The 26,051-nt window shown below is 72.1% G+C and carries 25 protein-coding genes; 12 read left to right on the top strand and 13 right to left on the bottom strand.

Annotated elements, in window-relative coordinates; translation table 11 throughout:
* Positions 1-175 precede the first annotated feature (175 nt).
* Positions 176-1,042, bottom strand: a complete 867-nt coding sequence (locus tag KIK09_RS02760) for an aldo/keto reductase (protein WP_214317003.1) — start codon at positions 1,040-1,042, stop codon at positions 176-178.
* A gap of 101 nt (positions 1,043-1,143) precedes the next feature.
* Here KIK09_RS02760 and KIK09_RS02755 point away from each other — a divergent pair, with 101 nt between their 5' ends.
* The 3 genes from KIK09_RS02755 (at position 1,144) to KIK09_RS02745 (ending at position 3,767) form a co-directional block, all read left to right on the top strand.
* Positions 1,144-2,265: an alanine racemase gene (locus KIK09_RS02755; RefSeq protein WP_214317002.1), complete on the top strand. Its 1,122-nt coding sequence runs from the start codon at positions 1,144-1,146 to the stop codon at positions 2,263-2,265.
* A gap of 91 nt (positions 2,266-2,356) precedes the next feature.
* Positions 2,357-2,548: a ferredoxin gene (locus KIK09_RS02750; protein WP_214317001.1), complete on the top strand. Its 192-nt coding sequence runs from the start codon at positions 2,357-2,359 to the stop codon at positions 2,546-2,548.
* Positions 2,549-2,558: 10 nt separating this feature from the next.
* The gene (locus KIK09_RS02745) at positions 2,559-3,767 is read left to right on the top strand and encodes a cytochrome P450 (RefSeq protein WP_214317000.1); all 1,209 of its coding nucleotides are present in this window, start codon (positions 2,559-2,561) and stop codon (positions 3,765-3,767) included.
* On the opposite strand, the gene KIK09_RS02740 is transcribed toward KIK09_RS02745, so the two are convergent.
* Both KIK09_RS02740 and KIK09_RS02735 read right to left on the bottom strand, forming a co-directional pair.
* Complete coding sequence (locus KIK09_RS02740) at positions 3,760-6,300, bottom strand: family 78 glycoside hydrolase catalytic domain (protein WP_214316999.1); 2,541 nt, start codon at positions 6,298-6,300, stop codon at positions 3,760-3,762. The two genes, KIK09_RS02745 and KIK09_RS02740, sit on opposite strands and share 8 nt — an antisense overlap.
* A 65-nt stretch (positions 6,301-6,365) precedes the next feature.
* Positions 6,366-7,349 carry a LacI family DNA-binding transcriptional regulator gene (locus tag KIK09_RS02735; protein ID WP_214316998.1) on the bottom strand — a complete coding sequence of 328 codons (984 nt, stop codon included), beginning with the start codon at positions 7,347-7,349 and terminating at the stop codon, positions 6,366-6,368.
* A gap of 102 nt (positions 7,350-7,451) precedes the next feature.
* Here KIK09_RS02735 and KIK09_RS59880 point away from each other — a divergent pair, with 102 nt between their 5' ends.
* Positions 7,452-9,845 (top strand): RICIN domain-containing protein, encoded by a 2,394-nt coding sequence (locus tag KIK09_RS59880; RefSeq protein WP_214316997.1) that lies wholly within the window; start codon positions 7,452-7,454, stop codon positions 9,843-9,845.
* On the opposite strand, the gene KIK09_RS02725 is transcribed toward KIK09_RS59880, so the two are convergent.
* From KIK09_RS02725 to KIK09_RS59875, 3 genes are all read right to left on the bottom strand, one after another.
* A complete protein-coding gene (locus KIK09_RS02725) occupies positions 9,842-10,645 on the bottom strand; it encodes an alpha/beta fold hydrolase (protein ID WP_214316996.1) in 804 nt (267 codons plus the stop codon). The two genes, KIK09_RS59880 and KIK09_RS02725, sit on opposite strands and share 4 nt — an antisense overlap.
* A gap of 54 nt (positions 10,646-10,699) precedes the next feature.
* Positions 10,700-11,125, bottom strand: coding sequence for a hypothetical protein (locus tag KIK09_RS02720; protein WP_214316995.1), 426 nt, complete (start codon positions 11,123-11,125; stop codon positions 10,700-10,702).
* Positions 11,126-11,233: 108 nt separating this feature from the next.
* Positions 11,234-12,565, bottom strand: a complete 1,332-nt coding sequence (locus KIK09_RS59875) for a sensor histidine kinase (protein ID WP_214316994.1) — start codon at positions 12,563-12,565, stop codon at positions 11,234-11,236.
* 129 nt (positions 12,566-12,694) lie between these two features.
* On the opposite strand from KIK09_RS59875, the gene KIK09_RS02710 reads away from it, so the two are divergent.
* Positions 12,695-14,077: a DHA2 family efflux MFS transporter permease subunit gene (locus KIK09_RS02710; protein ID WP_308163898.1), complete on the top strand. Its 1,383-nt coding sequence runs from the start codon at positions 12,695-12,697 to the stop codon at positions 14,075-14,077.
* A 59-nt stretch (positions 14,078-14,136) separates the two neighbouring features.
* Positions 14,137-15,015, top strand: coding sequence for an NAD(P)/FAD-dependent oxidoreductase (locus KIK09_RS02705; protein ID WP_214316993.1), 879 nt, complete (start codon positions 14,137-14,139; stop codon positions 15,013-15,015).
* Positions 15,016-15,024: 9 nt separating this feature from the next.
* On the opposite strand, the gene KIK09_RS02700 is transcribed toward KIK09_RS02705, so the two are convergent.
* The 3 genes from KIK09_RS02700 to KIK09_RS02690 are packed head-to-tail and all read right to left on the bottom strand — an operon-like array spanning position 15,025 to position 17,369.
* Positions 15,025-15,981 (bottom strand): M56 family metallopeptidase, encoded by a 957-nt coding sequence (locus KIK09_RS02700; protein ID WP_214316992.1) that lies wholly within the window; start codon positions 15,979-15,981, stop codon positions 15,025-15,027.
* On the bottom strand, positions 15,978-16,349 hold the full coding sequence (locus KIK09_RS02695) for a BlaI/MecI/CopY family transcriptional regulator (protein WP_214316991.1): 372 nt from the start codon (positions 16,347-16,349) through the stop codon (positions 15,978-15,980). Before KIK09_RS02695 ends, KIK09_RS02700 begins: the two co-directional genes overlap by 4 nt.
* A 24-nt stretch (positions 16,350-16,373) precedes the next feature.
* Complete coding sequence (locus KIK09_RS02690; RefSeq protein ID WP_214316990.1) at positions 16,374-17,369, bottom strand: DUF418 domain-containing protein; 996 nt, start codon at positions 17,367-17,369, stop codon at positions 16,374-16,376.
* A gap of 111 nt (positions 17,370-17,480) precedes the next feature.
* Between KIK09_RS02690 and KIK09_RS02685 the strand changes: the two genes are divergently transcribed.
* Together KIK09_RS02685 and KIK09_RS02680 are read left to right on the top strand one after the other, a co-directional pair.
* Positions 17,481-18,185, top strand: coding sequence for a histidine kinase (locus tag KIK09_RS02685; RefSeq protein ID WP_214316989.1), 705 nt, complete (start codon positions 17,481-17,483; stop codon positions 18,183-18,185).
* On the top strand, positions 18,182-18,817 hold the full coding sequence (locus KIK09_RS02680) for a response regulator (RefSeq protein WP_214316988.1): 636 nt from the start codon (positions 18,182-18,184) through the stop codon (positions 18,815-18,817). Before KIK09_RS02685 ends, KIK09_RS02680 begins: the two co-directional genes overlap by 4 nt.
* Here KIK09_RS02680 and KIK09_RS02675 read toward each other — a convergent pair.
* A complete protein-coding gene (locus tag KIK09_RS02675) occupies positions 18,793-19,725 on the bottom strand; it encodes a DUF4331 family protein (protein ID WP_214316987.1) in 933 nt (310 codons plus the stop codon). The two genes, KIK09_RS02680 and KIK09_RS02675, sit on opposite strands and share 25 nt — an antisense overlap.
* 99 nt (positions 19,726-19,824) lie before the next feature.
* On the opposite strand from KIK09_RS02675, the gene KIK09_RS02670 reads away from it, so the two are divergent.
* The 4 genes from KIK09_RS02670 (at position 19,825) to KIK09_RS02655 (ending at position 24,430) form a co-directional block, all read left to right on the top strand.
* Positions 19,825-20,331: an RNA polymerase sigma factor gene (locus KIK09_RS02670; protein WP_308163897.1), complete on the top strand. Its 507-nt coding sequence runs from the start codon at positions 19,825-19,827 to the stop codon at positions 20,329-20,331.
* Positions 20,328-20,771, top strand: coding sequence for a hypothetical protein (locus KIK09_RS02665; RefSeq protein ID WP_214316985.1), 444 nt, complete (start codon positions 20,328-20,330; stop codon positions 20,769-20,771). Before KIK09_RS02670 ends, KIK09_RS02665 begins: the two co-directional genes overlap by 4 nt.
* A 66-nt stretch (positions 20,772-20,837) precedes the next feature.
* On the top strand, positions 20,838-21,002 hold the full coding sequence (rpmG, locus tag KIK09_RS02660) for a 50S ribosomal protein L33 (protein WP_214316984.1): 165 nt from the start codon (positions 20,838-20,840) through the stop codon (positions 21,000-21,002).
* A 125-nt stretch (positions 21,003-21,127) separates the two neighbouring features.
* Entirely contained in the window at positions 21,128-24,430 is a 3,303-nt protein-coding gene (locus tag KIK09_RS02655; RefSeq protein WP_214316983.1) for a glycoside hydrolase family 84 protein, read from the top strand.
* On the opposite strand, the gene KIK09_RS02650 is transcribed toward KIK09_RS02655, so the two are convergent.
* The 3 genes from KIK09_RS02650 to KIK09_RS02640 are packed head-to-tail and all read right to left on the bottom strand — an operon-like array spanning position 24,420 to position 26,013.
* Complete coding sequence (locus KIK09_RS02650) at positions 24,420-25,370, bottom strand: NAD(P)-dependent alcohol dehydrogenase (RefSeq protein ID WP_214316982.1); 951 nt, start codon at positions 25,368-25,370, stop codon at positions 24,420-24,422. The genes KIK09_RS02655 and KIK09_RS02650 overlap by 11 nt on opposite strands.
* Complete coding sequence (locus tag KIK09_RS02645) at positions 25,367-25,588, bottom strand: helix-turn-helix transcriptional regulator (protein WP_372455492.1); 222 nt, start codon at positions 25,586-25,588, stop codon at positions 25,367-25,369. The genes KIK09_RS02650 and KIK09_RS02645 overlap by 4 nt, the downstream gene beginning before the upstream one ends.
* Positions 25,585-26,013, bottom strand: coding sequence for a hypothetical protein (locus KIK09_RS02640; protein WP_250572491.1), 429 nt, complete (start codon positions 26,011-26,013; stop codon positions 25,585-25,587). Before KIK09_RS02640 ends, KIK09_RS02645 begins: the two co-directional genes overlap by 4 nt.
* Between the last annotated feature and the right edge of the window lie 38 nt (positions 26,014-26,051).

Below are 26,051 nucleotides of genomic sequence, written 5' to 3'. Positions count from 1 at the left end.
CACCGGAAGCACCACCGGTGGTGTCCAAAGGGCTGCATCGGGGTCGATGAGAGCGGGCCGGGTCCGCACTTCCGCAAGACGATCGTGTTCCAAGGACTGGTGCGGCTGTATGGCGGCAGGCGATGGCGCGAGGGACGCGAGCAGGAGGTGTCGGCGTTCTTCCTGCGCCACGACATCACCCCGCGGCTCTGGTCAGGTCCTCGTACTCGGCGTCGGTCAGCGTGATGCGTGCCGCTTCGAGGTTCTCCTCCAGGTGCGCCACGCGTGAGGTGCCGGGGATGGGCAGCATGACGGGCGAGCGGCGCAGCAGCCAGGCGAGCGCGAGCTGGGCCGGAGCCGCGCCGTGCTGCTCGGCGGCGGCGTCCAGCGGCCCTCCTGGCCGGGCGAGCTCACCGGTCGCGATGGGGAACCACGGGATGAAGCCGATGTTCTCGGCTTCGGCGTAGTTCAGCACGTCCTCGGCCGAGCGGTTGGCGAGGTTGTACAGATTCTGGACGGAGACGATCTCGGCGTGCTTCCTGGCCTGCTCGAGCTCCTCGACCGTCACCTCGGAGACGCCGATGTGCCGGATCTTGCCCTCCCGCTGGAGGAGGGCGAGTTCGCCGAGCTGGTCGGCGAGGGGAACCTGGGGGTCGATGCGGTGCAACTGGTAGAGGTCGATCCTGTCCACGCCCAGGTTGCGGAGGCTGAGCTCGGTCTGCTGGCGCAGGTACTCGGGCCGGCCGACCGGGCGCCAGTCGCTGGGGCTCGGGCGGGTCAGGCCGCCCTTGGTGGCGATGACGAGGTCCTCCGGGTACGGGTGGAGCGCCTCGCGGATCAGCCGTTCGCTGACGAACGGGCCGTAGGAGTCGGCGGTGTCGATGAAGTTCACCCCGAGCTCGACGGCGCGGCGCAGGACACGGATCGCTTCCGCGGGATCCTCGGGCTCGCCCCAGACGCCAGGGCCGGAGAGCTGCATCGCGCCATAGCCGAGGCGGTTGACGGTGAGGTCGCCGCCCAGGGCGAAGGTGCCCGAGGCGTCGGCCGGTCGGGTGGTGGTCATGGGTTGAACCTCTGATTCCGGGCGCGGAAGCGCCTCCCCGAACGACTCCCCGAAGCCATGCCCCTTTACCGCAGGTGGAAAGCAGGTGCTAAAGAGGTCTCATGTCACCCAACGCCCGCCTCATCGGTGTCCCCGGTGGCGCGCTCCGGCTCGTCACGCCCGCGCTCGTCATCGACCTGCCCGCCCTGCGCGCCAACCTCGCGGAGATGAACCGGCGGTGCGCGGGCGCCGGCATGGCGCTGCGGCCGCACGGCAAGACCCACAAGTGCACCGCCCTGGCCCGCGAACAGGTGGCGGCGGGCGCGGTCGGCGTGTGCGCAACCACCGGACGGGAGGCGATCGTGTACGCCGAGGCACGGATCCCCGGCGTCCTGGTGACGACCCCGATCGTGCAGCGGGCGCACATCGAGGCCCTCGCGTCGCTCCACCACGAAGGAGCCGACATCACGCTGGTCTTCGACACGATCGAGAACGTGGACGTGTGGGAGTCCGTCCTCGGCCGCACCGCCAGGCCGCTACGCGCGCTCGTGGACCTCGACATCGGCATGGGCAGGACCGGCGCGGCCTCGCCCGCGGATGCGGTGGCGATCGCCCGCCGCCTGGAACGGTCGGAGGAACTCGGTTACGCGGGACTCCAGGCCTACTCGGGCCGGGTGCAGCACATCCTCGACTACCGGGAACGGCGCAGCACGTACGGCGGCCAGCTGGACCGGCTGCAGGAGACCCTGGCGGCGCTCGCGGCAGCCGATCTCGCCCCTGCCGTGGTCAGCGGCGGCGGCACCGGCACGTTCGCCATCGACGCCGAGCGCAAGATCTACACCGAGAGCCAGGCCGGGTCGTACTGCGTGATGGACGTGGACTACGACGCGGTGGAGCTGTTCCCCGGCGAGCCCAACCCCTATCGGTTCGCCCTCTACCTGCGTAGCTCCGTCGTCAGCGCGAACCAGCCCGGCTACGTCTCGATCAACGCCGGCTTCAAGAGCGTCTCGACCGACGGCCCCTTGCCGCGGGTACGGGAAGGGCAGTGGCCGGGCGCGACGTACCGCTTCTTCGGCGATGAGTTCGGCATGATGGACGGCGCGGCCGGCTGCGAAGTGGGCGACATCGTCGACCTCCAGACCTCGCACTGCGACCCGACCGTCAACCTGCACGACTTCCTCCACGTCGTGGACGGCGACACCCTCCTCGACATCTGGCCCATCGACGCACGCGGCACACTGTGACCCAGGGCACAATGCCGGTGCATGCTTGACGGCGTTAATGAACGATCTTTTAATTCGGTATGGGGCATATGCCCCAGAGGGGAGCACCGCGATGAAGGTGCGCATCGACTCAGGTAAATGCCAGGGCCACGGCCGCTGCTACGACCTCGCGCCCGAGCTGTTCGGCGACGACGAGGAGGGCTACGGCCAGGTGCGCGGCGACGGCTCCGTGGCCGAGGGCCAGGAGCAGGCGGCCCGGCTGGCGGTGGCCAACTGCCCGGAACGGGCGATCGAGATCCTGTAGGAGGCACGAGATGACCGCCGAGGACCGCTCCAGCGAGGTGATCACGGGCCCGGTCTCCGACTGGGCGACGGACTTCTCCCATGCCGAGCCGGAGTGGGCGGCCGACCCGTACCCGATCCAGGACGAGCTGCGCGGGCGCTGCCCGATCGCGCACACCGAGCGGTTCGGCGGCGGCTGGCTGCCCACGCGCTACGAGGACGTGGCGGCCATCGCCTACGACACCGACGGGTTCTCCTCGCGGGGGATCGTCGTGAGCAACAACCGGCCTCCGCTGGAGCTGGCCCCGATGGGCGAGGTGCCACCGATCTCGTCCGACCCGCCGTTCCACCACTTCGCCCGAAAGCTGCTGCTGCCCGCGTTCACCAGGTCCGCCGTGGCCAAGCGCGAGGAGGCGACCAGGGCCCTGTGCCACGCCCTCATCGACGCGCTGGAGGGGCAGGACGTCGTCGACGCCGCCCGCGACTACGCCCAGCACATCCCGATGCGGGTCATCGCGGACATGCTCGGGTTCCCGCCCGAGGACGGGCCGAGCTTCCGGGTGTTCGTCGAGGACGTCCTCGAATCGGTGAACCTGCCGCCGGAGGAGCGCCTGGCCAAGTTCGACGGGCTCGACGAGTACCTGGACGAGCAGATCCGCGACCACGCGGAGAACCCCCGCGACGACCTGACCTCGTACCTGCTGGACCTCGAGCTCGACCCCGGGCACGTGGCGGGCACGATGGCGCTGCTGCTCATCGCGGGCATCGACACGACGTGGAGCGCGATCGGCGCCTCGCTGTGGCACCTGGCCAGGACGCCCGCCGACCGCGAGCGCCTGGTTGCCGAGCCGGAGTTACTGCCCACCGCGATGGAGGAGTTCCTGCGCGCCTACGCGCCCGTCACGATGGCCCGCCTGGTCAGGCATGACGTGCACTGGCGCGGGGTGGACATGAAGGCCGACGACTGGGTCCTGCTGTCCTTCCCCGCGGCCAACCGCGACCCCGCGCAGTTCGAGCGGGCGGACGAGGTCGTCATCGACCGCGAGGTCAACCGGCACGCCGCCTTCGGCCTCGGGATCCACCGGTGCGTCGGCTCCCACCTGGCGCGGATGGAGCTGCGGGTCGCGCTGGAGGTCTGGCTGCAGCGCGTCCCCGACTTCACCCTGGCGGACCCGGCCGCGGTCACCTGGGCCACCGGCCAGGTCCGCGGCCCCCGCACCCTTCCCCTCCGTATCAGATAGGGCCGAACGTGTGGGTACCCGAGCTCACCTCCACCGGCTCCATCCCCGGTAGATCCACCTCGGCGACGGTCCCGGCAGGTACGGTCGCCCACACGGTAAGCCCGCCGCCCTCGACGGCCCAGCGGACCGACGCGGGACCGTAGGGCGTGTCGAGCCGGGCCGAGGCGTGGGTGAGACCCGCGCCCGGCCGAGGCGCGATGCGCAACCGCCGGTAACCGGGGGCGGCAGGTGCCAGCCCCGCGACGGTGCGGTGCAGGAAGTCGGCCACCGCGCCGAGCGCGTAGTGGTTGAACGAGGTCATCTCGCCGGGATTGACCGACCCGTCCGGCAGCAGGCTGTCCCAGCGTTCCCAGACCGTGGTGGCGCCCATCGTCACCGGATACAGCCAGGACGGGCACTCGCGCTGCAGCAGCAGCCGGTACGCGGTCTCGTGGGCGCCTACCGAGCACAGCGCGTCGCAGACCAGCGGCGTGCCCACGAACCCGGTGCCGATCCGATGATCGTCCCGCGCGACCAGCTCCACCAGCCGCCGCCCGGCCCGCTCCCGCTGCGCGGGCCCGTCGAGCAGGTCGAAGGCCAGGGCGAGGGCGTAGGCGGTCTGCGTGTCGCAGGCCAGCCGTCCCGACGGCGTGACGAACTCGCGGCGGAAGGCCGCACGGACCTGCCCGGCCAGCGCCGTGTACGGCCCGGCGTCATGCCCGAGCAGCTCGGCGGCCGACGCCAGGACCGAGGCCGACCGCGCGTGGTAGGCGGTGGCCACGAGCGCGTGATCGGTGCGCGCCCTGCCGGGGTCGTCCGGAGGCGCGGCGGGATCCAGCCAGTCGCCGAACTGGAACCCCTCGTCCCACAGGTGGTCCTCGCCCGCCAGCGCCGCGACCTGGTCCACCCACGCCTTCATGCTCGGCCACTGCCGCCGCAGCATCTCCAGGTCGCCGGAACGCTGGTAGAGCGTCCACGGCACGAGCACCGCCGCGTCACCCCAGGCCGCGGTGGGCAGCGTGCCGAGCAGCGGCACCCACGGCACGTAGAACGGCACGGTGCCCTGCTCGGCCTGCTCGTCGGCCAGGTCGGCGAGCCAGGTCGCCAGCGCGCCCGTGCAGTCGTACAGGAACGCGGCCGTCGGGGCGAACACCTGCAGGTCGCCGGTCCAGCCAAGCCGCTCGTCGCGCTGCGGGCAGTCGGTGGGCACGTCGACGAAGTTGCCGCGCATGCTCCACACCACGTTGTCGTGCAGGCGTGCCAGCAGCGGGTCGGAGCAGGAGAAGTCGCCGGTGCGCCGCAGGTCGGTGTGGCACACGACGGCCTGGACGCAGGCCGGGTCGAGCTCGCCGGGCCAGCCGTCGACCTGGGCGTAGCGGAAGCCGTGCGTGGTGAAGCGCGGCTCCCACTCCTCCGGCTCGCCGCCGCGCAGGGTGTAGCGGTCCTCGGCGGCGGCCTCGCGCAGCGGGCGCAGCGCGAGCTCGCCGTCCTCGAGCACCTCGGCGTGCCGCAGCGTCACCGTCCGTCCCGCGGGGCCCTGCACGCGGATGCGCAGCCGGCCCGCGAGGTTCTGCCCGAAGTCCAGGATCGTCTTCCCCGACGGGCTGGTCAGCACCTCCACCGGGCTCAGCGTCTCCGTCCTGCGCACCGGCGGCCCCGTGGGCGCGCGCAGCACCCCCGGGTCGTACGGCACGGCGTCGGCGGGAACCCAGGACCCATCGTCGAATCCGGGCTCCGACCACCCGACGGGCAGCAACCGGGCGTCGTGCTTCTCCCCGTCGTACAGGCTCGCCGCGGTGACCGGGCCAGGGGAGCACCGCCACTCCCCGTCGGTCACCACCACGTCGGTGCTCCCGTCGGTGTAGGTGATCTCCAGCTGGGCCACGAGCGCGGTCTGCTCGCCGTACAGGCCGCTCTTGCCGCCGCCGAAGCCGAGCCGGCCGCGGTACCAGCCGTCGGCGAGCGTGGCGCCGATCGCGTTGGCGCCCTCGCGCAGCAGACCGGTGACGTCGTGCGTGCGGTAGCGCAGGCGGTGGTGGTAGCTGGTCCAGCCGGGCGCGAGCACGTCGTCGCCCACCACCCGGCCGTTGATCTCGCTCTCGTGCACGCCGAGCGCGGTGACGTACAGCCTGGCCCGCTCGACGGGGCCGCGGACGGTGAAGTCGCGGCGCAGCAGCAGGGCGGGGCCGTCGGGCGGGCCGAGCAGCTCGAGCGGCGGACCTGCCGCGGCGGCCCGCCAGTCGGCGGGGTCGAGCAGCCCGGCCTCGGCCCACGACCAGGGACTCCAGTCGCTCACCGAGCCGTCGGCGCCGTGGACGCGCACGCGGGCGCCGCGCCGCTCGCGCGAGCACAGCTCGGCGCCCGGCCAGGGCACCAGCACAGACTCGCCCGACTCGACCAGGCCGGTGGCGGTTCCGTCGCTGAGCTCGAGCTCGTAGCCGCGCTGCAGCCAGCCGGCGACGCCGGAGGAGACGGTCCAGGACAGTCGCGGAGCCCGCTCGCCGATGCCGAGCGGCTCGCGGTGGTGTTCGAAGACGGGGGGAGAGGTCTCCACATCGCTCCTAAAACGTTTTAACAACTGGGCGATGCGAGCTAACGTAAGGGTTCCCTCCGAGGGCGTCAAGGAGCCGGGGCGGTGCTCTCGCGGATGACCAGGGCGGGGCGGAGGAGCTGGAGGGTGCCGGCGGGGGGCGTGGCCTCGTCGACGGCGCGCAGGAGGAGGCCGACCGCCTGGCGGGCCATCTCCCTGCTGGGGATCGCCACGGTGGTGAGGGCCGGATGGGCATGCCGTACCTCGTCGATGTCGTCCAGGCCGACCACCGACAGCTCGCGCGGGACCGGGCGGCCGGCCAGGCGGGCGGCCTCCAGCGCGCCCAGGGCGAGGATGTCGTGGGTGGCGAAGATCGCGGTGGTCCGCGGGTCGGCGGCCAGGGCGGCGTTGGCGGCGGTGAAGCCGCCCTCGGCCGTGGGCTCGGGCGCGGCGAAGACCGGGACGTCGCGGCCGAAGGCGCGCCGCAGGCCCGAGACGCGGTGGGCGTGGGCGGGCAGGCTGGCCAGCACCGCGACCCGTTCGTGGCCGAGGTCGCGCAGGTGGCGTCCGGCCAGGTAGCCGGCGTGCTCGTAGTCGATCGTGACGACCGGCAGCGTGTCGGGCGCGTCGGACTCCCACGCGCACAGCGCGACAGGGAAGGGGGCGTCGGCCAGCAGCGGCAGGTGGTCGATCAGGTCCTGGTCGCCGGCGATGAGCAGCGCGTCGACCGAGCGGCTCGACAGGCTCGCCAGGTGGCGCCTGGCGCGCTCGCCGTCCTGGCGGGTCGTGCACAGCAGCAGGTGGTAGCCGCGCTCGTCCAGGACGTTCTCCACCTCCTCGACCACGGCCGAGTAGAAGGAGCTGGCCACCGTCGGCACGAACAGGCCGACGGTCATCGTCGTGCCGGTCGCCAGCGATCTGGCCACCAGGTTGGGGGTGTAGCCGAGCTCGGCGATGGCCGCGCGGACCCGGGCGGCGGTGGCGGGCCGTACCTTCACGCGGCCGGTGACGACGTTGGACACCGTCTGCTTCGTGACGCCGGCGCGCTCGGCCACGTCCCGCATCGTCACCATGGCCAGCATCATAGGTAATCCAGAGACTGCGCAATAGCTCTTGTTTTACCGGTCAAATGAGACGTACTGTCCGGCTGCGAGCCCAGAATGGAAGGAGCGCCCGTGTTACGACCCCCCAAGATGCTGGCCGCCCTGTTGCTGACGCTCGGCGTCGGCGCCGTGCCCGCGACGGCGGCGCCGCCCGCGGCCACGTACACGATCACGATCGGATCGACGGCCGCCTACGCCTACCCGACCGACACGCCCGCCAGCCCGTACATCGACAAGGACGGCACGTTCTACTTCCAGCAGTCCGCCGCGCTCTACGGCAAGAACGACCCCCGCTACTGGGACTTCTACACCGGCCCCGACTTCGACGGCGCCACCCGCTCGAGCGCCATCAGCAACGCGGTCAACCCGGCCAACACCAGCGACAAGAACAACGACACGACCTGGCGCTGCAACAACAGCCCCACCGGCGTGGAGGCCACCAGCGCGCCCGCCGGGTCCGGGTACACGCAGAAGAACTTCTGCGACCTGGTCGGCGTCTGGGTCGATCCGGACACCGGTGACTGGTACGGGCTGGTGCACAACGAGTTCACGCCGCAGCCGTTCGGCGACGGGCTGCACTACGACTCGCTCGACTACGCCGTCTCCACCGACCAGGGCAAGGTGTGGACCATCAAGGGCCACGCGATCACCTCGCCGTACAGCACCAGGCGGGGCGACACCGCCGCGTTCCCGAACCAGACCTACGACTACGGCGACGGCGACCCGCGGCTGTTCGTCGACACGGCCTCCGGATACTTCTACGTCTACTACGGCTCGCGGATCGTGCCGAAGGGCGGCGTGGGCGGCAGCAACGGCGGGCTCGCGCACGTGGCCCGCGCCCCCTTGTCCGGAAAAATGGCGACCGGGACGTGGACCAAGTTCTACAACGGGTCGTTCTCCCAGCCGGGTGCCGGCGGGCTAGAGAGCAACCTCGTCCCCGGCGGGTACACCCCTCCAGCCGGCGACTACAACCCGGCCAACACCGGCACGGTCGACCAGCAGGTGTCGGCGGGCAAGCTGCCGCCGAAGTCCGACCTGTTCATCATGAACATCACCTACGACGCCTACCTGGGCCTGTACCTGGGCGAGCCGGAGGTCGTCTCGGGCACCGCGCCGCAGCGCTTCTACGTCACCGACGACCTGTCCACCCAGAAGTGGTACCTGATCGGCGACTCGGGCGGCTACACCTCCGGCTCCTGGTACCGCTGGTTCGTCGACGGCGCGACCAGGACGACCGGGACGATCGTCGGCAAGACCTTCCGCTCCTACTGCTCGATCGCCTGCGCCGCCTCCTCCGGTGAGTACGCCAACGTCACCGTCGCCTCGACCGCGCCGGCGGCGTCCCCCGTCGACCCGGCCAGGACCTATCAGATCGGCAGCGGCAACGGCCGGATCCTGGCCCAGGTCGCGGGCGGCTCGACCACCACCTCGGTGGGTTCGGCGACCGGGTCGGCGCTGGAGCTGTGGCAGTTCACCGGCAACGGCGACGGCTCCTACCGGATCACCAACGCCTCCACCGGGCAGGCGCTCGGCGCCGGCAGCCGCGCCTGGGGCACCAAGCCCACGGCGACCGCGGCCTCGGGCGTGGGTCAGCAGTGGTGGATCATCCCGTCCGGCGGCGCGTACCGCCTGGTCAACCGCTACAGCGGCCTGGTGCTCGGCATGTCGTCCGACTCCGCGCGCCTCGCGGAGACCACGCCCACCCGGCACTGGACCAACACCACCGGCAACGCCGTCGGCGGCAGCCGTACCGCGGCCGAGCAGACGCTGACGTTCACCCCGTCCACCGCGCAGGGCCCCGAGACCGTCACCGTCGCCAACCCCGGAAACCAGACAGGCAACGTCGGGACCGCCGTCTCGCTCCAGGTCAACGCCGCGGACTCGCAGGGCAAGCCGCTGACGTTCACGGCCACGGGCCTGCCCGCCGGACTCTCGATCAGCGCCTCCGGCCTCATCACCGGCACGCCCACCGCGACCGGCACCGCCACCGTCAGGGTCACCGCCTCCTCGGGTACGGCCGGCGGCTCGGCGTCGTTCACCTGGACCGTCGGCCCGGCCACCCTCAACGGCACCCACACCCTGGTGGCGTCCGGCAAGGCGCTCGACGACCCCAACCACTCCACGACCCCCGGCACGCAGTTCGTCACCTGGTCGCCGAACGGCGGGCCGAACCAGAAGTGGGTCTTCACCCAGCAGTCCGACGGCTCGTACCAGATCGTCAACGGCGAGTCGAACCTGTGCATGGACGTCAACGGCGGCTCGGTCACAGCCGGCGCCGCGGTGATCCAGTGGACCTGCACCGGCGCGAGCAACCAGCGCTGGGTGGTCGCGCCCGTCTCAGGCGGCTACACGATCGCCTCGCAGAAGAGCGGCCTGCTGCTCACCACCGCCTCCACCGCGGACGGCGCCCTGGTGACCCAGCAGGCCGACACCGGCTCGGCCCTGCAGCACTGGACGATCTCCTAGCCGGACACGCCGCCGCCCTGCCCGTCCAGGGCGGCGGCGAACACCTGGTCGGTGAAGAGCCGGGGCGCGTACTCGTTGGCCATGTGCCCCTGGCCGGTCAGGGTGACCAGGTCGGCGCGCGGCAGCCTGGCCGCCATCGCCTCGGCCGCGGGGCGCAGGTACGGCGGGCTCTGGGTGCCCACCAGCAGCCGGACCGGCACGTCGACCTTGGCCGGCCGGTCGGAGATCTCGTAGGCCTGGACGGATTCGACCTCCCGCGACAGCACGGGCGCCGCGCCCAGGTAGGCCTGCCAGGCGGGGGCACGCCTGAGGGCGTCCACCTCCCGCTGCGACAGCAGGATCACCTCGCGGTAGAAGATCTCCAGGCGCTCGTCCATGCCGGCTTCGCGCATGCGCGCCAGCACGTCCGGCAGCGCGACGTGCACGCCCGGCGTCGGCGCGGGCGGCTCGTACAACAGCATCCGGCCGATGGCGCCGGTGATCAGCGGGGCTTCCAGCGAGCAGAGGGCGCCGTAGGAGTGCGCCACGACGTAGACGTCACCGCCCGCCGCCTCGGCGACGGCGGCCACGTCCTCGGTCTCGCGGGCCAGCGCGTACGGCCCGCCCTCCCGGGTGCTGCCGCGCCGGCCCCGGCGGTCCAGGGCGTACACGGTGAAGCGCTCGGCGAGCCTGGGCGTGACACGCGACCAGCTCCTGCGGTCCACGGACGCGCCATGGACCAGGACCATCGGCGGGCCCTGCCCGTACACCTTGACATCAAGCCGTGTGCTGTCCCGGGACGTCACGAACATGTCGTTCATGGGTCCCAGTGTCGCCTCCCGGGCGTTTCACGGGAGTCTCACGGCCCTTGCGCGTTAACGATGGAGTTCGGCGTGTGGTCGGTGGACCTGGTCGCTGAAGGGTGTGCCGACGCCGCCGTGATCGTAGTCGATCCTGAGCCTGATGGCGCCGGGTCTGCCCGCGTGGTGGATGAGCGCGAGCGTGATGTCCGTGACGATTCCGGACCTGCCGACGACCGTGACGCGGTCGCCGATGGCGAAGCGGCTCATCTGGTGGCGATCGCCGCGCACCCACTGGCCGATCTCGCGCAAGGGAATTCTCTGATGCTCTCCACGGCCTGGCATGCGGATCGTGGCTGCCTCCGGGGCCGTGCCGGAGAAGGCCACCCACAGTTCCCACTCGTCGCGCACCAGCGTGATCATCGGACCGGAGGCGTCGCGCTCGGTGATGACCCGCCAGCCGCATCGCTGGGCCTTGGCCTGTAACGCGTTCGGATTCATCCGTCACCTACTTGTGCGCAGTTTCGTTACCTCCAGTACATGTCACGGGATATGTGGTCGAAGTAAAGACCGGGAAGATCCTCGATTCTGATCTCCTATGCGCGGGATCTAGGGGAGGGGAGCAAGGGGGAAACGGGCGACGAAGCGGGCGCCGGGGGAGTGGTCGGCGATGGCGAGCGTGCCGTGGTGGGCGGCGGCGATCTCGCGGGCCAGCGCCAGGCCGAGCCCGCTGCCGCCCGTGTCGCGCTCGCGGCCCTCCTTGAGCCTGATGAAACGCTCGAAGACCCGCTCGCGGTCCTCGGGCGCGATGCCGTTGCCGTCGTCGGTGACCGTCAGCACCACAGAGCCGTCCTCGACCGCGACCGACAGGTCGACGCGGGTGGCGGCGTGGCGGTCGGCGTTGTCGAGCAGGTTCGTCAGCAGCCGGTCGAGCTGCGTGGGCGAGCCGTACACCCGGGTGCCGGCGGCGAGGTTCATCATGAGCGGCACCCGCCTGCCCTCGCGCACCGCCGCCAGCTCGCTCAGGTTCACGACCTTCCTGTCGGGCACGGCTCCCGCGTCCAGCCGGGCCATCATGAGCAGCTCCTCGATGATGTCCGACAGGCGATGCGCGGCCTCGCGCGCCCTGCGGCACACCTCGGGCCAGTCGGTCTCGTCGGGGTAGGCCAGGGCCAGGTCCAGCTGGGTGCACAGGGCGGCGATCGGGCTGCGCAGCTCGTGGGAGGCGTCGCTGACGAACTTGCGCTGGGTCTCGGCCGAGCGTTCCATGCGGGACAGGGTGTCGTTGGTCGTGGTGGCCAGGGCCGCGATCTCGTCGTCCGTCCTGGGCACCGGCACGCGGCGGCCCAGGTCGCTCGCGGTGATGTCGGCCAGGCGGGATCGGATCCGCTCCACCGGGCGCAGCCCGTTGCCGACGGCGGCCCAGGCGCCTCCGGCGACCATGAGCAGGAGCACCGGGAAGGCGAAGGCGAGCAGCAGGTAGAAGATCCTGATGGCCTGCTCGGCGCCCGCGATGTCCTCGGCGGCGTACACGGTGACCTGGCCGCGCGGGCTCTGGGTGGTCATCGCGGCGATGTAGTAGGGGGCGCGGGACGCCAGCCGCCCCGGCTTGCCGTACGTGGAGTAGACGCGGTCGGGCTGCGGGGTGGCCAGGTTCGAGAGGCGGCCCGCCCTCGCGGCCTGCGGCGAGTTGCCCAGTATCTGGCCGCCGGGACCGATGATCTGCAGGAAGTCGACGCCGGGCGGGGTGGACAGGTCGGCGGGGATGGTGCCGAGGCGCGCGTCGGCTGCCTGCCACTGGACGGCCTGCTCGACGCCGTCGATGACCTGGCTCCTCAGCGCGCGGGGGACGGTCACCGCGAGGATGGCGGCCGCGAGTCCCAGCGCGAGCGCCGCCACCACGATGGCCGCCAGGGTCACCCGGGCCCTAACCGACCTCACAACGCTCATCGTCGCCCCAACAAGCTCGACGCAAAGCCAGCGGCGGTTCTCGCGGAGGCAAAGGAGCGCTAACTCGAACATTGATGTATAAGATAATCCGTACATGAATGTTCGACTTAAGGAGTTCTCGTGGATCACACCCCCGACCCGAGACGCTGGACGGCGCTCGTGCTGTTGTGCGTGGCGCAGTTCATGCTGATCCTGGACGTCACGGTGATCAACGTGGCCCTGCCCACCATCGGGGCGGACCTCCACCTCGACCGCGTCACGCTCACCTGGGCCGTCACCGCCTACACCCTGTGCTTCGGCGGGCTGATGCTGCTCGGCGGGCGGCTCGGCGACACCTTCGGCGCGCGGCGCGTCCTGCTGGCCGGGCTGGCCGTCTTCACGCTCGCCTCGCTGGCCACCGGCCTGGCCGCCTCCGGGCCGCTGCTGATCGGCGGCCGCCTCGCCCAGGGCGCGGGCGCGGCGCTGCTGTCCCCGTCGGCGCTGGCCACGCTCACCAGGACCTTCCACGGCGCCGAACGCAACAGGGCGCTCGGCATCTGGGCCGCGCTGGGCGGCGTGGGCTTCGCCGCCGGTGCGCTGCTCGGCGGCCTGCTCACCGCGGGTCCCGGCTGGCGCTGGGTCTTCTTCGTCAACGTGCCCGTCGGGCTGGTCGTCCTGCTCTGGCTGCCCCGCCTGGTGCCCGCCGCCAGGCCAGAGGTACGGCGGCGCGTCGACGTGCCCGGCGCCGTCCTGGTCACCGCGGCGACCGCCGCGCTCATCTACGGCCTGGTCAACGCCGGGGACGCGGGCTGGACGAGCCCGGCCACGCTGGTGGCGCTGGCCGGCGCGCTCGCCGGCTACCTGGCCTTCGCGCTGGCCGAGCGGGCCACCCGCGAGCCGCTGATGGACGTGCGGCTGCTGGCTCGCCGGCCCATCGCGACCGGCGCGTTCCTCATGCTGGTCGCCACCGGGCTGCTGCTCGGCTACGTCTTCCTCGGCTCGCTGCTCCTGCAGCGGGTCCAGGGGCTGTCGGCGCTGGCGGCCGGGCTGCTGTTCCTGCCCATGGCGGTGGGCACCGCCGTCGCCGGGCACCTGGGTGGCCGGCTGATCGGGCGGCTCGGCGCGCGGCCCGTCGCGGTCGGCGGCCTGCTCGTGGCCGGGGCGGGCGCGCTCGTGCTCGCGCTGGCTCAGGGCACGGCCGGCACCGTGATCGGGCTGACCGTGGGCGCCGCGGGCGTCGTGCCGGTGTTCGTGGCGGCCACCACGACCGCGCTCGGGTTCGTCTCCCACCACGAGGCCGGGCTGGCCTCCGGCGTGGTGAACACCTTCCACGAGGTCGGCGGCTCCATCGGCGTGGCGATCATGTCGACCGTCGCCGCCTCCGGCATCGAGCACGCCACCACGGCCGGGTTCGGCGCCGCCTACGTGGCCTGCGCGATCGGCGCGGGCGTGGCCGCGCTCATCGGCCTGGCCCTCGTCCCCGCGGGCAAGCCGCACGTCCCCGCCGGGGTGCACGCGCACTGACCTGGACTACTAACCCGTGTAGGACAGACCGTGCGTGGCGGTTTGGCTACCATCGGTACATGTACGAAGCCGTCGTCGTCGGCGCCGGGCCCGCGGGGTTGAGCGCGGCGCTGACGCTGGGCCGGGCCAGGCGCCGGGTGCTGCTGGTCGACGGCGGCCCCGGCCGCAACGCCCGCAGCGACGCCGTGCACAACCTGCTCTCGCGCGACGGCATCGCCCCGGCCGAGTTGCGGACCGAGGCGCTGGGCGACCTGGAGGAGTACCCGTCGGTCGACGTGGTGACCGGACTGGTCACCGGGGCGGAGATCGAGCAGGAGGGGTTCCGCGTCTTCCTGGGCGGCGGCGCGCGCCTGGCCAGGCGGCTGCTGCTGGCCACCGGGGTGGAGGACGTGCTGCCCGGCATCCCCGGGCTGGCCGAGCGGTGGGGGAGCGGCGTGCTGCACTGCGCGTACTGCCACGGCTGGGAGCGCACCGGGCTGCGGCTGGCCGTGCTCGACGTGGACGGGTGGGGCGTGCACCAGGCGGTGCAGCTGGCCCGGTTCGGCAAGGACGTGCTGCTGGTCGGCGATCCGCCGGGCGAGCAGCGGGTGATGCTGGCCGGGCGCGGCATCACGGTGCGCAGGGGCCCGATCGAGCGGGTGGAGGGCCTGGCCACGCTCGTGTTCGAGGGCGGGGACACCGTCGAGCGGGACGCGCTGTTCCTGCACCCTCCCACCCGCCAGCGCAGCGACCTGGCCGAACGGCTCGGCTGCCGGTTCCTCGAGGACGGCGCGGTCGAGGTGGACGACTTCGGCCAGACCAGCGTGCGCGGCGTCTTCGCCGCCGGCGACATGGCCAGGAAACCCGATATGCCCTTCCCCGGCGCGCAGGTGGTCCTGGCCGCCGCCCAGGGCGTGACCGCGGCCATCGTGATCGACCAGGAACTCCTCTACGCCTAGAACCGGCGGTCAGATCGGCAGCAGGGCGTGGCAGTGGTGGGCCACCAGGGCGGCCACGCCGGGGGCGAAGGCCAGCACCGCGGGACCCGCCAGGAACAGGGCCGTGGCGGCCACGGCGACGGCGCGCTCGCGGCGGTCGAGCGGCGCCGCGGGCTGCAGCATGCGGCGCACCCTGACCAGCGCGTTCTCCCCGGCCGCGCCCAGCGCGAAGGCAGGGACCCGGCCCGTGGCCAGCCCCACCAGCGCGGCGGCCAGGTGCACCCGCGGGTGCTGCCCCGCGGCCACGTCGTCGGCCCGCAGCTCCACCAGCCGCGCCACCTCCCGCCTGGCCACCGCGAACAGCGGCAGCCAGGGGAAGGCTCCGGCCAGGCCTTCGGTCAGGGCGATGACCAGGTGGTGGCGCCCGCGCAGGTGCGCGCGCTCGTGGGCGAGCACCGCCGCCACATGCTCGGGCGGCAGCGCGTGCAGCGCCGCCGTGGTGATCACGGCCTTGTTCTGCCTGCCGGGCAGGCAGTAGACGACCGGCTCGCCGTACTCCAGCACCACCGCGTCGAGCTCGCCGTCGCGGCGGCCCAGGATGGCCAGCATGCTCGCGTGCCGCGCGCGTTCGCGGCGCGCGGTCAGCAGCACCCTGGCCACGCAGTACACGGCCCGCGCCGTGATCAGCCCGCTGGCCAGTACGGCCAGCCGGAACGTCGCCGAGGCCACCTGGACGCCCGACCCGTCGCCGAGCAGCATCCTGCACGCCTCGAACAGCCGGGCCAGCCCGTGCCCGACCGCGTCGCCCGGGATCGCCGCGCTCAGCCCCGCCAGCACCGCCGAGCCGACCGCCGACAGGCCCGCGGCCAGCCACATGCAGATCGCCAGCCGCGGAGCCCGCTCGCTCCACGCCGCCCTGACCAGCAGCCGGGGGAGCAGCATGGCGGCGATCAGGGCGTAGGCGGCCAGGACGGCGGCGACCGTCATGGGCGGCCCCCGCGCGGCGGGAACACCTGCAGCGCCGACTCCAGTGCCGCCGCCTCCTCAGGCGTCAGCCGCTCCAGGAAGTGGACCAGCGTGGCCGCCTGGTTGCCGCCGCTGGCCAGCGTCTCGCGCATCAGCTGGGCGGTGTAGGACTCCTTGGTGCCGACCGTCTCGTAGACGTAGGCCTTGCCCTGCGGCTCGCGCTTGAGCAGGCCCTTCTTGTACAGCTTGTCCATGACGGTCATCACGGTGGTGTAGGCGATCTCGCGGCTCTGCCGTAGATCCTCCAGGACGTCCCTGACCGAGGCAGGGCGATGGTAGGACCACATCCGGTCCATGATCGCCGACTCGAGATCCCCCAGTGTGCGCATCAGCTCCCACCCTCCGTGATCGGCCTACATCCTACTCAACTTCGTAGACCGTTCCCATCGCCGGCTCAGAGGCGGACGGCGTAGCCAGGTGGCCCAGCGCCACAACCACTCGAGCGGGCCGTAGAGGTGGTGCCGCAGCCAGAGGGTGGACCATGCCCACTGGAGTGCGAGGATCCCGCCGGTGATGAGGTATACGGCCGGCCACGACCAGTCCTGTGGCCTGCCGTACAGGTGGGCGATCGTCAGGACGAGGGCCGTGGCCGACAGGTAGTTGGTCAGCGCCATCCGGCCGAGCGGGGCGAACAGCGTCTGCAGCGCCGCGCGCAGCCGCGTCCTGAGCAGGAGGAGCAGGGCGCAGCAGTACACGCCGGCGATCAGCAGGCCCGCGACGGCGAACAGGGCGGGGCTCTGGCTCCGCTCCTGCGCCCACAGCGCGGGCACCGCGGCGGCCGCCAGCACGAGCCCGACGACGGCGGGGCCGCGGGTGGAGGTCTCGATCCTGTCGATGACGCCGTAGCGGACCAGCGCCGAGCCCGCGAGCACCAGTCCGGGCGAGAGCATGTAGCCGCCGCCGGAGAAGGCGATCGTGACCGCGCAGACCGCCACGGCCAGCAGCGCGACCGCCCAGCGCGGCAGCCACGTCGACGGCAGCAGCACCAGCAACCCGGACAGCGCGTAGTAGGTCAGCACGTCGCCCCGCCACAGCAGGAACATGTGCGCGAGCCCGACCGCCAGCAGCACGAGCAGCCTGCGCAGCAACAGCACGCGCGGGCGGGTGGTGCGGTCCGCGGCGGAGCCCACGAGCAGCGAGAAGCCGACGCCGAACAGCGTGGCGAAGATCGGGAAGAACCGCTGCTCGACGAACAGCCCGATCCACGCGGGAGAATCCGGCTCGCCGTGTTGCAGGATGACGCCGTCGAGGTTGGCGATCGGCCTGATATTGGCCAGCAGGATCCCGCACAGCGCGAAGCCGCGGACGACGTCGAGCGCGGCGATCCTGCGCCTGGTTTCACTTGGCATGAGGCTTCATCCTGCGTGGCCCGCCCGGGCGCGGCACGGGTCGAAAGCAGGGGCGAGATCGTACTTTCGGCCGGTTCTGCCGGCCGGTGCCCTGGTTCTAGCGTGTACGGCGTGCGGTTCGGGTTCGGCATGGTGGCGGGGGCGGTGCTCGCCTTCTGGGCGTACCGGGTCGCGGTGAGCTGGGGGATCGGGTACGCGGTGTTCGGAGGCGTGGCGGGGGCACTGGTGTGCGCGCTCGCCCTGGTGGGGCGCAGGTGGGCCGTGATGGCCGGGCTGGGCGTCGCGGCGGCGGCGGTGGCCGTGTCGCGGGTGGCGGGGTTGCCCGCGGAGCCGGGGCCTGGGATGGCGCTCGGGCTGGCCGTGCTCGTCGGGTTCGCGGTGTGGCGGTTTCCCGCCCGGTCCGCGTGCCTGGTGGCCGGTGGCGGGCTGGCGATCGTGGCGCTCACCTGGGCGGAGCGGCCGCCTGTGACGCTGCTCAACGCGGCGGGCTGGTCGGCCGCCGTCGTGGCCGGGACGTGCCCGCGGGTGGCCGACCTGCGCGGACGGGTGATCGCGGCCCGGATCCGGCGCGAGGAGCGGCTGCGGCTGGCCAGGGAACTGCACGACGTGGTCGCCCACCACGTCGGCGGCATCGTGCTGCAGGCCCAGGCGAGCCAGATCCTCGCCCGCCGGTCCGCGCGGGTGGGCGGCGCCCTGGAGGAGATCGAGACGGCGGGGGCCGACGCGCTGGCCGCCACGCACCGGCTCGTCGGGCGGCTCCGCGGCGCGGCGGATCCGGCTCGGCCCGCCGTACCGGGTCCGGCGGACAGAACGTGACGATCAGGGTGCTGGTCGCGGACGATCAGGCGATGGTGCGGGCGAGCCTGCGGGTGATCCTCGACGACCAGCCCGGCATCAGCGTCGTCGGCGAGGCGGGCGACGGCGACCAGGCGCTGGCCCTGGCCCGCGAGCTGCGGCCCGACGTGTGCCTGGTCGACGTGCAGATGCCCGGGCTTGACGGGCTGGAGGTCACCCGCGCGCTCGCGGGCTCCACGCGGGTGATCGTGGTGACCACGTTCGACCTGGACGAGTACGTCCACGAGGCGCTGCGCGGCGGCGCCGTCGGCTTCGTGCTGAAGGACGCGGGGCCGGGCGTGCTGGTCGAGGCGGTGCGCGCGGCCAGCGTGGGCGACGCGCTGATCTCACCGTCGATCACGCTGCGGCTGCTGCGCCGCTTCACCCGGCCGGCGGGCCGCACCGAGCGGCGGCTGTCGGACAGGGAGATCGAGGTGGTCCGGGCCGTCGCCAGGGGACGGACCAACCAGGAGATCGCCGCCGAGCTGTTCATCTCGCTCAGCACGGTCAAGGGCCACGTCTCGCTCGTCCAGGCCAAGCTGGGCCTGCGCAACCGCGTCGAGATCGCCGCCTGGGCCTGGGAGAACGGCTACGCGTGCGGCGGGCCCAGATAGGGGAACTCGTCGAGCAGGTCGATGTGGTGGCCGATGCCGTCGCCGGTGATCTTCCCGTGGCTGATCATCTGGAGCCGCACGTCGGTGACATCGTCGGCCAGCCGCCGGCCGTTCGGGTACCTGGCGGGCTGCGACCGGTCGAAGCGCAGCACGTCGGGCAGCACCGTCTCCAGCTCGTCCATCGCCTCGTCGGCGGTGTAGCCGCCGGTGTGCTCCAGCACCGCGATCCACGCCTCGCGGTAGTTGCGCACGTCGTCGGCGGGGTCGCCGGCGTTGTAGGCGTCCTTGGCGTCCTCGGCGTTGAAGTACGCCGTCAGCGACGGGTGCGCGCCCCTGTCGACGGAGACCAGCTCGCCGTCCTTCCTGAGCAGCACCCGGCCCCACACCCCGATCCGCGGGTCCGGGCCCAGCAGGTCGTCGGGGACCTCGAGCGCGATGCCGATCACGTTGCTCTCGGCCATCGTGTCGTTGCCCGTCCAGGTGAAGTTGTTGCCGATGCCCTCCAGGTCGGCGAAGAACGGGTCGCTGCGCAGCCCCGCGGAGAACACCACACCGCCGGCCTCGACCACGTTCGGCTCCACCCCGAAGCTCACCTCGGCGTCAGCGATCACGACCTCGCCGTCCTTGGAGACGGTGACGGTCTGCCTGCCGTCCTGCGGTTGCGAGAAGACGAAGTCGAAGGTGACATCGGGACGGTTGTCGCCGTCGTTGTCGACGCACAGGCGGTAGACGGCCTCAGGGTGCAGGTACTGCCCCGCGGACGGATCGAACCCGAAGGAGTTCACGTCCATGATGAGCACTGTGCGACTGGGTTCGGTGTTGGACTGGAAGGCGAACACGTCCGTCAGATCAAGCCGGGCGTCACCCGACGGCGGTCGCAGGTTCGGTCCACTGAGATGATGCGACATGTGTGCTGACATTCCCTGCCCCTACGCTCGGAAGCAGGCCTTGACCTGCTCTTTCCCCTCTCCGTGAACCCCAGGCGGCCCGGGCGCGACTGTACTGTCGTGGATCAACTACTACTGGTGCGATGCCAGCTCGGCGAACGCGAGGCGCTGACCGAGCTGGTCCGTGCCTGGCACCAGCCGATCTGGAGCTACGCGCGCCGCATGCTCGGCCCCGCGCGGGCCGACGACGTCACCCAGGAGATCTGGCTGGCGGTGCTGCGCGGCCTGCCCAGGCTGCGCGACACCGAACGGTTCCGCCCCTGGCTGTTCACGATCGCGCGCCGCTCGGTCGTCAACGCGCTGCGCTCCTCGTACGGCGAGCCGGGCCAGGAACCCGTCGAGCCCGTCATGGACGACCCCGCCGACACCCTCCTGGACCGCGTCGAGCTGGTCGAGGGCCTGGCCAAGGTGCCCGCCCGCGAGCGGGAGGTCCTCATCCTGTTCTACCTGGAGGACCTGTCGCTCGAGGACTGCGCCGAGATCTGCGCCGTGCCCGTCGGCACCGTCAAATCGCGCCTCAACCGGGCGCGCCGCCTGCTTCGCACCCACCTCACGGAGAACCCATGACCCCGCGTCCCGACGAGCCGGCCGACAAGCTCTTCCGATCCCGCGGGCGCGTCGGCCACGTGCTCGCCCTCGTCTCCGGTCTCGCCGGCGCCTGCATGCTGGGGCTCCTGTGGCTGACCGAGCCCGCCCTGCCGGACCGGACCCGGCTGGCCTTCCTGGCGCTGCTCCTCCTCTGCGCGTTCTGGGCCGGTTACGGCGCATGGTCGCTGATCCGCAGGCCGCTCCTCGGCCTGGACCGCGTGGTCGCGGGCTGGGCCGCGGTGGCGGTGTCGGTCGCCACCACGGCCGGGCTGACCGCGATCGCCGCGTCGCGGGGTGAGGGGATGCCGCTCGCGGCCCTCGTGGGGGGCGCCTTCCTCGTCGTGGCGACCACCCTCACCATCCGCGCCCACCTGCGCCGCGCCGCCCTGCTCCGCAGGAAGCGCGAACTCGGTGGCTGACGCCAGGTGCGGGAATGAAAACCGTTCTCGGCGACTTACACAGCCTGGAACGAGAAAGGACTCGGTATGGCCAGGAACGAACTCCGCCCGGTGATCAAGCTGCGGTCGACCGCGGGCACCGGCTACACCTACATCACCCGCAAGAGCCGGCGGAACGACCCCGACCGGCTGACCCTCACCAAGTACGACCCGATCGTGCGCCAGCACGTGCTGTTCCGCGAGGAGCGGTAACTGGTCCGTACCGGTTGAAACTGGGAAGGCGGCTGGTATTGACCAGTCGCCAGGCGAATGATCTTATGTGATCAAATTCCGGACATCCGGAAGGTTTTGCGCAGCCGCCTTCCCAAGGAGTGCATGTGCAGTCCGCACGCCCGTTAGCCATCGCCCTCACCGCCCTCCTCGTCGCATCCTCCCTGATCACCGCCCCGGCGCAGGCAGCCCCCGTGACCCAGCAGCTCTTCCCCGTAGCCCAGCAGGTCAAGCCGCGATCGGACGGCTTCCCCCTCACCCCCGTCGTGGGGCTGGTCCGTACCAGTGGCACCGACCAGTACGCCGAGGCCGTCGTCCGCCAGACCCTCACCGACGCCGGCGTGAAGCGGGTCGAGACCACCGACGGCGCCGACCCGCACACGCCCACCACGATCTACCTCGGCGGCGGCGACCAGGCGCTGGCCAGGCTCGGCGTGCGCGGCGCGGAAGGCCTGCCGCCCGAGGGCTACGTGCTGGCCGCCGGCCGGCACACGGTCGTCCTGGACGGCGTCGACGCCGACGGCGCCTACTACGCCGCGCTCTCCTTCCGCCAGCTCGTCAAGGACCGCCGGATGCCCGGCATCGAGGTGCGCGACTGGCCCACCATGCGCTACCGCGGCTCCATCGAGGGCTTCTACGGCACGCCCTGGTCGCACCAGGACCGCCTGGACCACCTCGCCTACCTGGGCGCGCACAAGATGAACACCTACGAGTACGCGCCCAAGGACGATCCCTACCACCGCGACAGGTGGCGCGAGCCATACCCGGCGGACAAGCTGGCCCAGCTCGGCGAGCTGGTCACCCGGGCGCGTGAGAACCACGTGCGCTTCACCTTCGCCCTGTCGCCCGGCCTGTCGATCTGCTACACCGACCCCGGCGACCTGGCCAAGCTGCTGGCCAAGTTCGAGGCGATCTATCAGCTGGGCGGCCGCTCGTTCAACATCCCGATGGACGACATCGACGCCGGCAGGTGGAACTGCGACGGCGACAAGGCCAAGTACGGCAACCCCGGCGGCGCGGGCGCGGGCCGCGCGCAGAGCGAGCTGATCAACGCCGTCCAGGCCTGGGCCACGGCCAAGGGCGACGTCGCGCCGCTGCAGATGGTGCCGACCGAGTACTACAACGCCTCCGAGTCGCCCTACAAGAAGGCCGTCAGGGAGATGCTCGACCAGAAGGTCGTCGTGCACTGGACCGGCCTGGGCGTCGTGCCCGGCGCGATCACCAAGGCGCAGGCGGCGCAGGCCAGGAAGGTCTTCGGCCACCAGATCCTGGTCTGGGACAACTACCCGGTCAACGACTACAACCCGGGCAGGATCCCGCTCAACGACTACGCCGGCCGCGAGCCCGGCCTGTCGGAGCAGCTGGCCGGCATCATCTCCAACCCGATGAACCAGGCCGCCGTCAGCAAGGTCGCGCTCTACTCCTTCGCCGACTTCGGCTGGAACGACAAGGCCTTCGACGCCCAGGCGTCATGGCTGCGCGCGCTCGACGAGGTCGCCGGGCACGACCCGGCCGTGGTGCGGGCGCTGCGCGACTTCGCCGACCTGTCGACCTACGACGGCACCCTGCACACCAAGCAGTCTCCCGTCCTGGCCGCCAAGATCGCCGACTTCTGGCGCGACGGCAGGATCGAGCCCCTGCGCGAGTACGGCGAGCGGCTCCTCCAGGCGCCGGACGTGATCGCCCGCGGCGTCAAGGACCAGGCCTTCCTCGAGGAGGCCAAGTCGTGGCTCGAGGCCACCAGGCTGTGGGCCAAGGCCATGCTCAAGGCGCTGGACCTGCTCGAGGCCGTCCGCGGCGACGACGGCGTGACCGCGGTCAAGGCCAGGGACCAGGCGCTGACCCTGATCGCCTCCGCCAAGGCCATCCGCGACCCGCGCCAGCCGCACGCCACGACGTTCCCGCGCATCGGCGACGGCGTCCTCGACCGCTTCATCGACCGGGCGCTGGCCGCGCTCGACCGGTGGATCGGCGTGGTCAACGACCGGCCCGCCGCCTCCACCACGCTCGGCACCTACGCCGACAACACCGCCGACAGGATGGTCGACCGTGACCCGTCCACCTTCTACTGGAGCAACGGCTCACCAGGGGCGGGCGACGCGGTGAGCGTGGACCTGGGTGCGATCCGCGTGATCGGCGACGTCGCGGTGCTCATGGGCAAGCCGGGCAGCCCCAACGACTACATCCACGCCGGGGTGCTCGAGTACTCCACCGACGCAGCCGCCTGGACCCAGCTGACCACCGGCACCACTCCCGAGGTCAAGGCCACCGCCCCGGCCGGGACCAAGGCCCGCTACGTCCGCTACCGGGCCACCGGAGGCAACGACTACTGGCTGGTCGTGCGCGAGTTCCAGGTCGCCACGCTCGGCGACGACGCCACCAGGATCACCGTGAGCGGTACCCCGGCCGGCGCCAACCCGGGCGCCGCCGCCGACGGCAACCTGGCCACCGCCTGGACCGCCTCGGCCGCCCCCGCGGCCGGGGACGCGCTGCAGGCCGAGCTGTCCAAGCCGAGACTGATCGACAAGGTGGCCGTCGTCGGCTCCGGCGACGCCGAGGTCCAATTGCGCGTCGACGGGAAGTGGCAGGCGATCGGGCGGCTGGCCCCGCCGTACACCGAGCTCGACCCGCAGGACGTCAAGGCCGACGCGATCAGGCTGGCCTGGACGGCGGGCAGCGCGGCGCCGAAGATCGCCGAGATCGTGCCCAGGTACGCCGACGTCCCCGCCGCCGTGCTGTCGGCCGATCCGGCCACGCTCGACACCACCGCGGGCGAGCAGGCGACCGTGACGGTCAGCCTGAGCAGCGAGCGGGCCGCCGCGATCATCGGCACGCTCGCGGTGAAGGGACCCGACGGCTGGAAGGTGCCGGCGGACCGGGAGGTCACGCTGCCGCGCGGCGGCGTGCTCGCGCTGCCCGTCGCCTTCACTCCCACCGGTTCCGGCACTCTGGACGTCTCCTTCGCCGGGATCAAGACCAGCGTGACCGTCCAGGCGCACCGGCCGGTCGGCGAGACCAACCTGGCGCTCGGCAAGCCGGTCACGGCCTCAAGCGTCGAGGGAGGCACCGCGTTCGAGGCGGCCAGGGCCGTCGACGGGGATCCGGGCACCCGCTGGTCGTCGGGCTACACCGACGGCGAGTGGCTGAAGGTGGACCTGGGCAGCGCGGTCGACGTCGGCCAGGTGACGCTGCGCTGGGAGACCGCCTACGGCAAGGCCTACCGGGTGGAGTCGTCGGCCGACGGCGCCACCTGGAAGCCGCTGGCCGAGGTCGCCGACGGTGACGGCGGCGTGGACGTGCTCTGGATCGACCAGCCCAACTCCACGCGCTACCTGCGGCTGCAGGGCGTGAAGCGGGCGCTCGAGTGGGGTTACTCCCTGTGGGAGCTCGAGGTGCGCGCTACACGGTGAGCACGACCTTGCCCAGGGCGTGGCTCCCGGCGACGTACCGGACGGCGTCGGGGGCCTCGTCCAGCGGGTAGGTCCGCCCGACGACCGGCGTCACCTGGCCGGACTCCAGCAGTTCTGCCAGGCGGCGCAGGTCGTCCTCGCGCACCAGCGACACCAGCATGCGGATCCGGTCGCGGACGAACGGCGCCAGCAGCATCGCCCCGAACTGGCGGTGCATGCCGCTGAGGAGCCGCCCGCCCTTCTCGCTGCCGACGATGACCAGCCGCCCGCCGGGCACGAGCAGCCGCCGCAGCCGCGACAGGGGGCGGTCGCCCGCGATGTCCAGGACCACGTCGTAGCGGCCCTCGACCTCCTGCGTGGTGTAGTCGACGACCTGCTCGGCGCCGAGCGAGCGCACCAGGTCCGCCTTGCCGGGGCCGCACACGCCGGTCACCCGGCCGCCGGCGGCCTTGGCCACCTGCACCGCGAACGTGCCCACCCCGCCGCCCGCGCCGAGCACCAGCACCCGCTGCCCCTCCTGGAGCGTTCCAACTCCCTGCAGGGCCGTGGTGCCGGACACGGGGACTGCCGCGGCCTGCTCGAAGGTGAGCCCGGCGGGTTTGGGAACCAGCCGGTCCTGCCTGGCCCTGGCGTACTCGGCGAAGGCGCCCGCGCAGACGCCGAACACCTCCTCGCCCGGCCGGAACCTGGTCACACCCGGACCGACCGCCTCCACCACGCCCGCCACGTCCATGCCGCGGACACGGGTCCTCGGGCCGCGCAGCCCGAACCCCAGCCGCACCAGGTACGGCAGGCCGCTCACGAGATGCACCACGCCCCGGTCCACGCCGGCCGCGCGGACCCGGATAAGCACCTCGCCCTGGCGGGGCTCCGGACGGTCGATCTCGGCCACGTGTAACACGTCGGCCGTGCCGTACCTGTCGTGGACGATCGCCTTCATGATTCCTCCTCGGGGTACTGGAACACGTCGTCGAGCGGGACGCCGAAGACGCGTGCGATCTTGAAAGCCATCTCCAGGGACGGCGAGTAGCGGCCCTGCTCGATGGCGATGACGGTCTGGCGGGTCACGTCGATGCGGTCGGCCAGCTCGGCCTGGGTCATCTCGCCGCAGGCGAAGCGCAGCGTCCGGATCGAGTTCGTGACCCTCGTCGCCTTCACCACGGCCAGAAGCCCCGGCGGTAGGCGGCGATCTTGGTGAAGGAGCCGAGGATGGCCGACAGCACGAACGCCAGGTAGAGCACGTTGGCGATCCAGAACTGGTCCACCCTGGCCATGGCGAGCACGGTGGCCACGATGCCGCCTATCACGACGAACGACTGGCCGACGTGGTCGCCGAACCGGCTGATCTCCCGGTCGCGCTGGTCCTTCTTGCCGGCGTCCTGCGGCGCCAGGGCGGAGGCCACCACGCGCAGCACGATCGAGGCGAGGATCGCTCCGCCGATGCTCCACAGCATCGTGGCCACGTACGGCACCTCGGGGATCGGGGTCTGGCCGGTGGCGGCGAGCATCAGGGCGAGGTAGACCGCGTAGGCGACGGCCGAGACGACCGCCATGATCCACGCGAGCTTCTCTTCGAAGGGCATGCCGGTAATGTAAAACATCACCGACATCATGTCTAGTT

This window comes from Nonomuraea sediminis, from assembly GCF_018531495.1.
Lineage (GTDB): Bacteria > Actinomycetota > Actinomycetes > Streptosporangiales > Streptosporangiaceae > Nonomuraea > Nonomuraea sediminis.
The sequence above is the reverse complement of the archived record's forward strand: the minus strand, read 5'-3'. Positions and strand labels throughout refer to the sequence as shown.

Coding starts and splice junctions, on each gene's coding strand:
- KIK09_RS02760 (WP_214317003.1), bottom strand. CDS start 1,042: ATGACCACCACCCGACCGGCCGACGCCTCGGGCACCTTCGCCCTGGGC.
- KIK09_RS02755 (WP_214317002.1), top strand. CDS start 1,144: ATGTCACCCAACGCCCGCCTCATCGGTGTCCCCGGTGGCGCGCTCCGG.
- KIK09_RS02750 (WP_214317001.1), top strand. CDS start 2,357: ATGAAGGTGCGCATCGACTCAGGTAAATGCCAGGGCCACGGCCGCTGC.
- KIK09_RS02745 (WP_214317000.1), top strand. CDS start 2,559: ATGACCGCCGAGGACCGCTCCAGCGAGGTGATCACGGGCCCGGTCTCC.
- KIK09_RS02735 (WP_214316998.1), bottom strand. CDS start 7,349: ATGGTGACGATGCGGGACGTGGCCGAGCGCGCCGGCGTCACGAAGCAG.
- KIK09_RS02725 (WP_214316996.1), bottom strand. CDS start 10,645: ATGAACGACATGTTCGTGACGTCCCGGGACAGCACACGGCTTGATGTC.
- KIK09_RS02720 (WP_214316995.1), bottom strand. CDS start 11,125: ATGAATCCGAACGCGTTACAGGCCAAGGCCCAGCGATGCGGCTGGCGG.
- KIK09_RS02705 (WP_214316993.1), top strand. CDS start 14,137: ATGTACGAAGCCGTCGTCGTCGGCGCCGGGCCCGCGGGGTTGAGCGCG.
- KIK09_RS02700 (WP_214316992.1), bottom strand. CDS start 15,981: ATGACGGTCGCCGCCGTCCTGGCCGCCTACGCCCTGATCGCCGCCATG.
- KIK09_RS02695 (WP_214316991.1), bottom strand. CDS start 16,349: ATGCGCACACTGGGGGATCTCGAGTCGGCGATCATGGACCGGATGTGG.
- KIK09_RS02690 (WP_214316990.1), bottom strand. CDS start 17,369: ATGCCAAGTGAAACCAGGCGCAGGATCGCCGCGCTCGACGTCGTCCGC.
- KIK09_RS02675 (WP_214316987.1), bottom strand. CDS start 19,725: ATGTCGCATCATCTCAGTGGACCGAACCTGCGACCGCCGTCGGGTGAC.
- KIK09_RS02665 (WP_214316985.1), top strand. CDS start 20,328: ATGACCCCGCGTCCCGACGAGCCGGCCGACAAGCTCTTCCGATCCCGC.
- rpmG (WP_214316984.1), top strand. CDS start 20,838: ATGGCCAGGAACGAACTCCGCCCGGTGATCAAGCTGCGGTCGACCGCG.
- KIK09_RS02650 (WP_214316982.1), bottom strand. CDS start 25,370: ATGAAGGCGATCGTCCACGACAGGTACGGCACGGCCGACGTGTTACAC.
- KIK09_RS02640 (WP_250572491.1), bottom strand. CDS start 26,013: ATGCCCTTCGAAGAGAAGCTCGCGTGGATCATGGCGGTCGTCTCGGCC.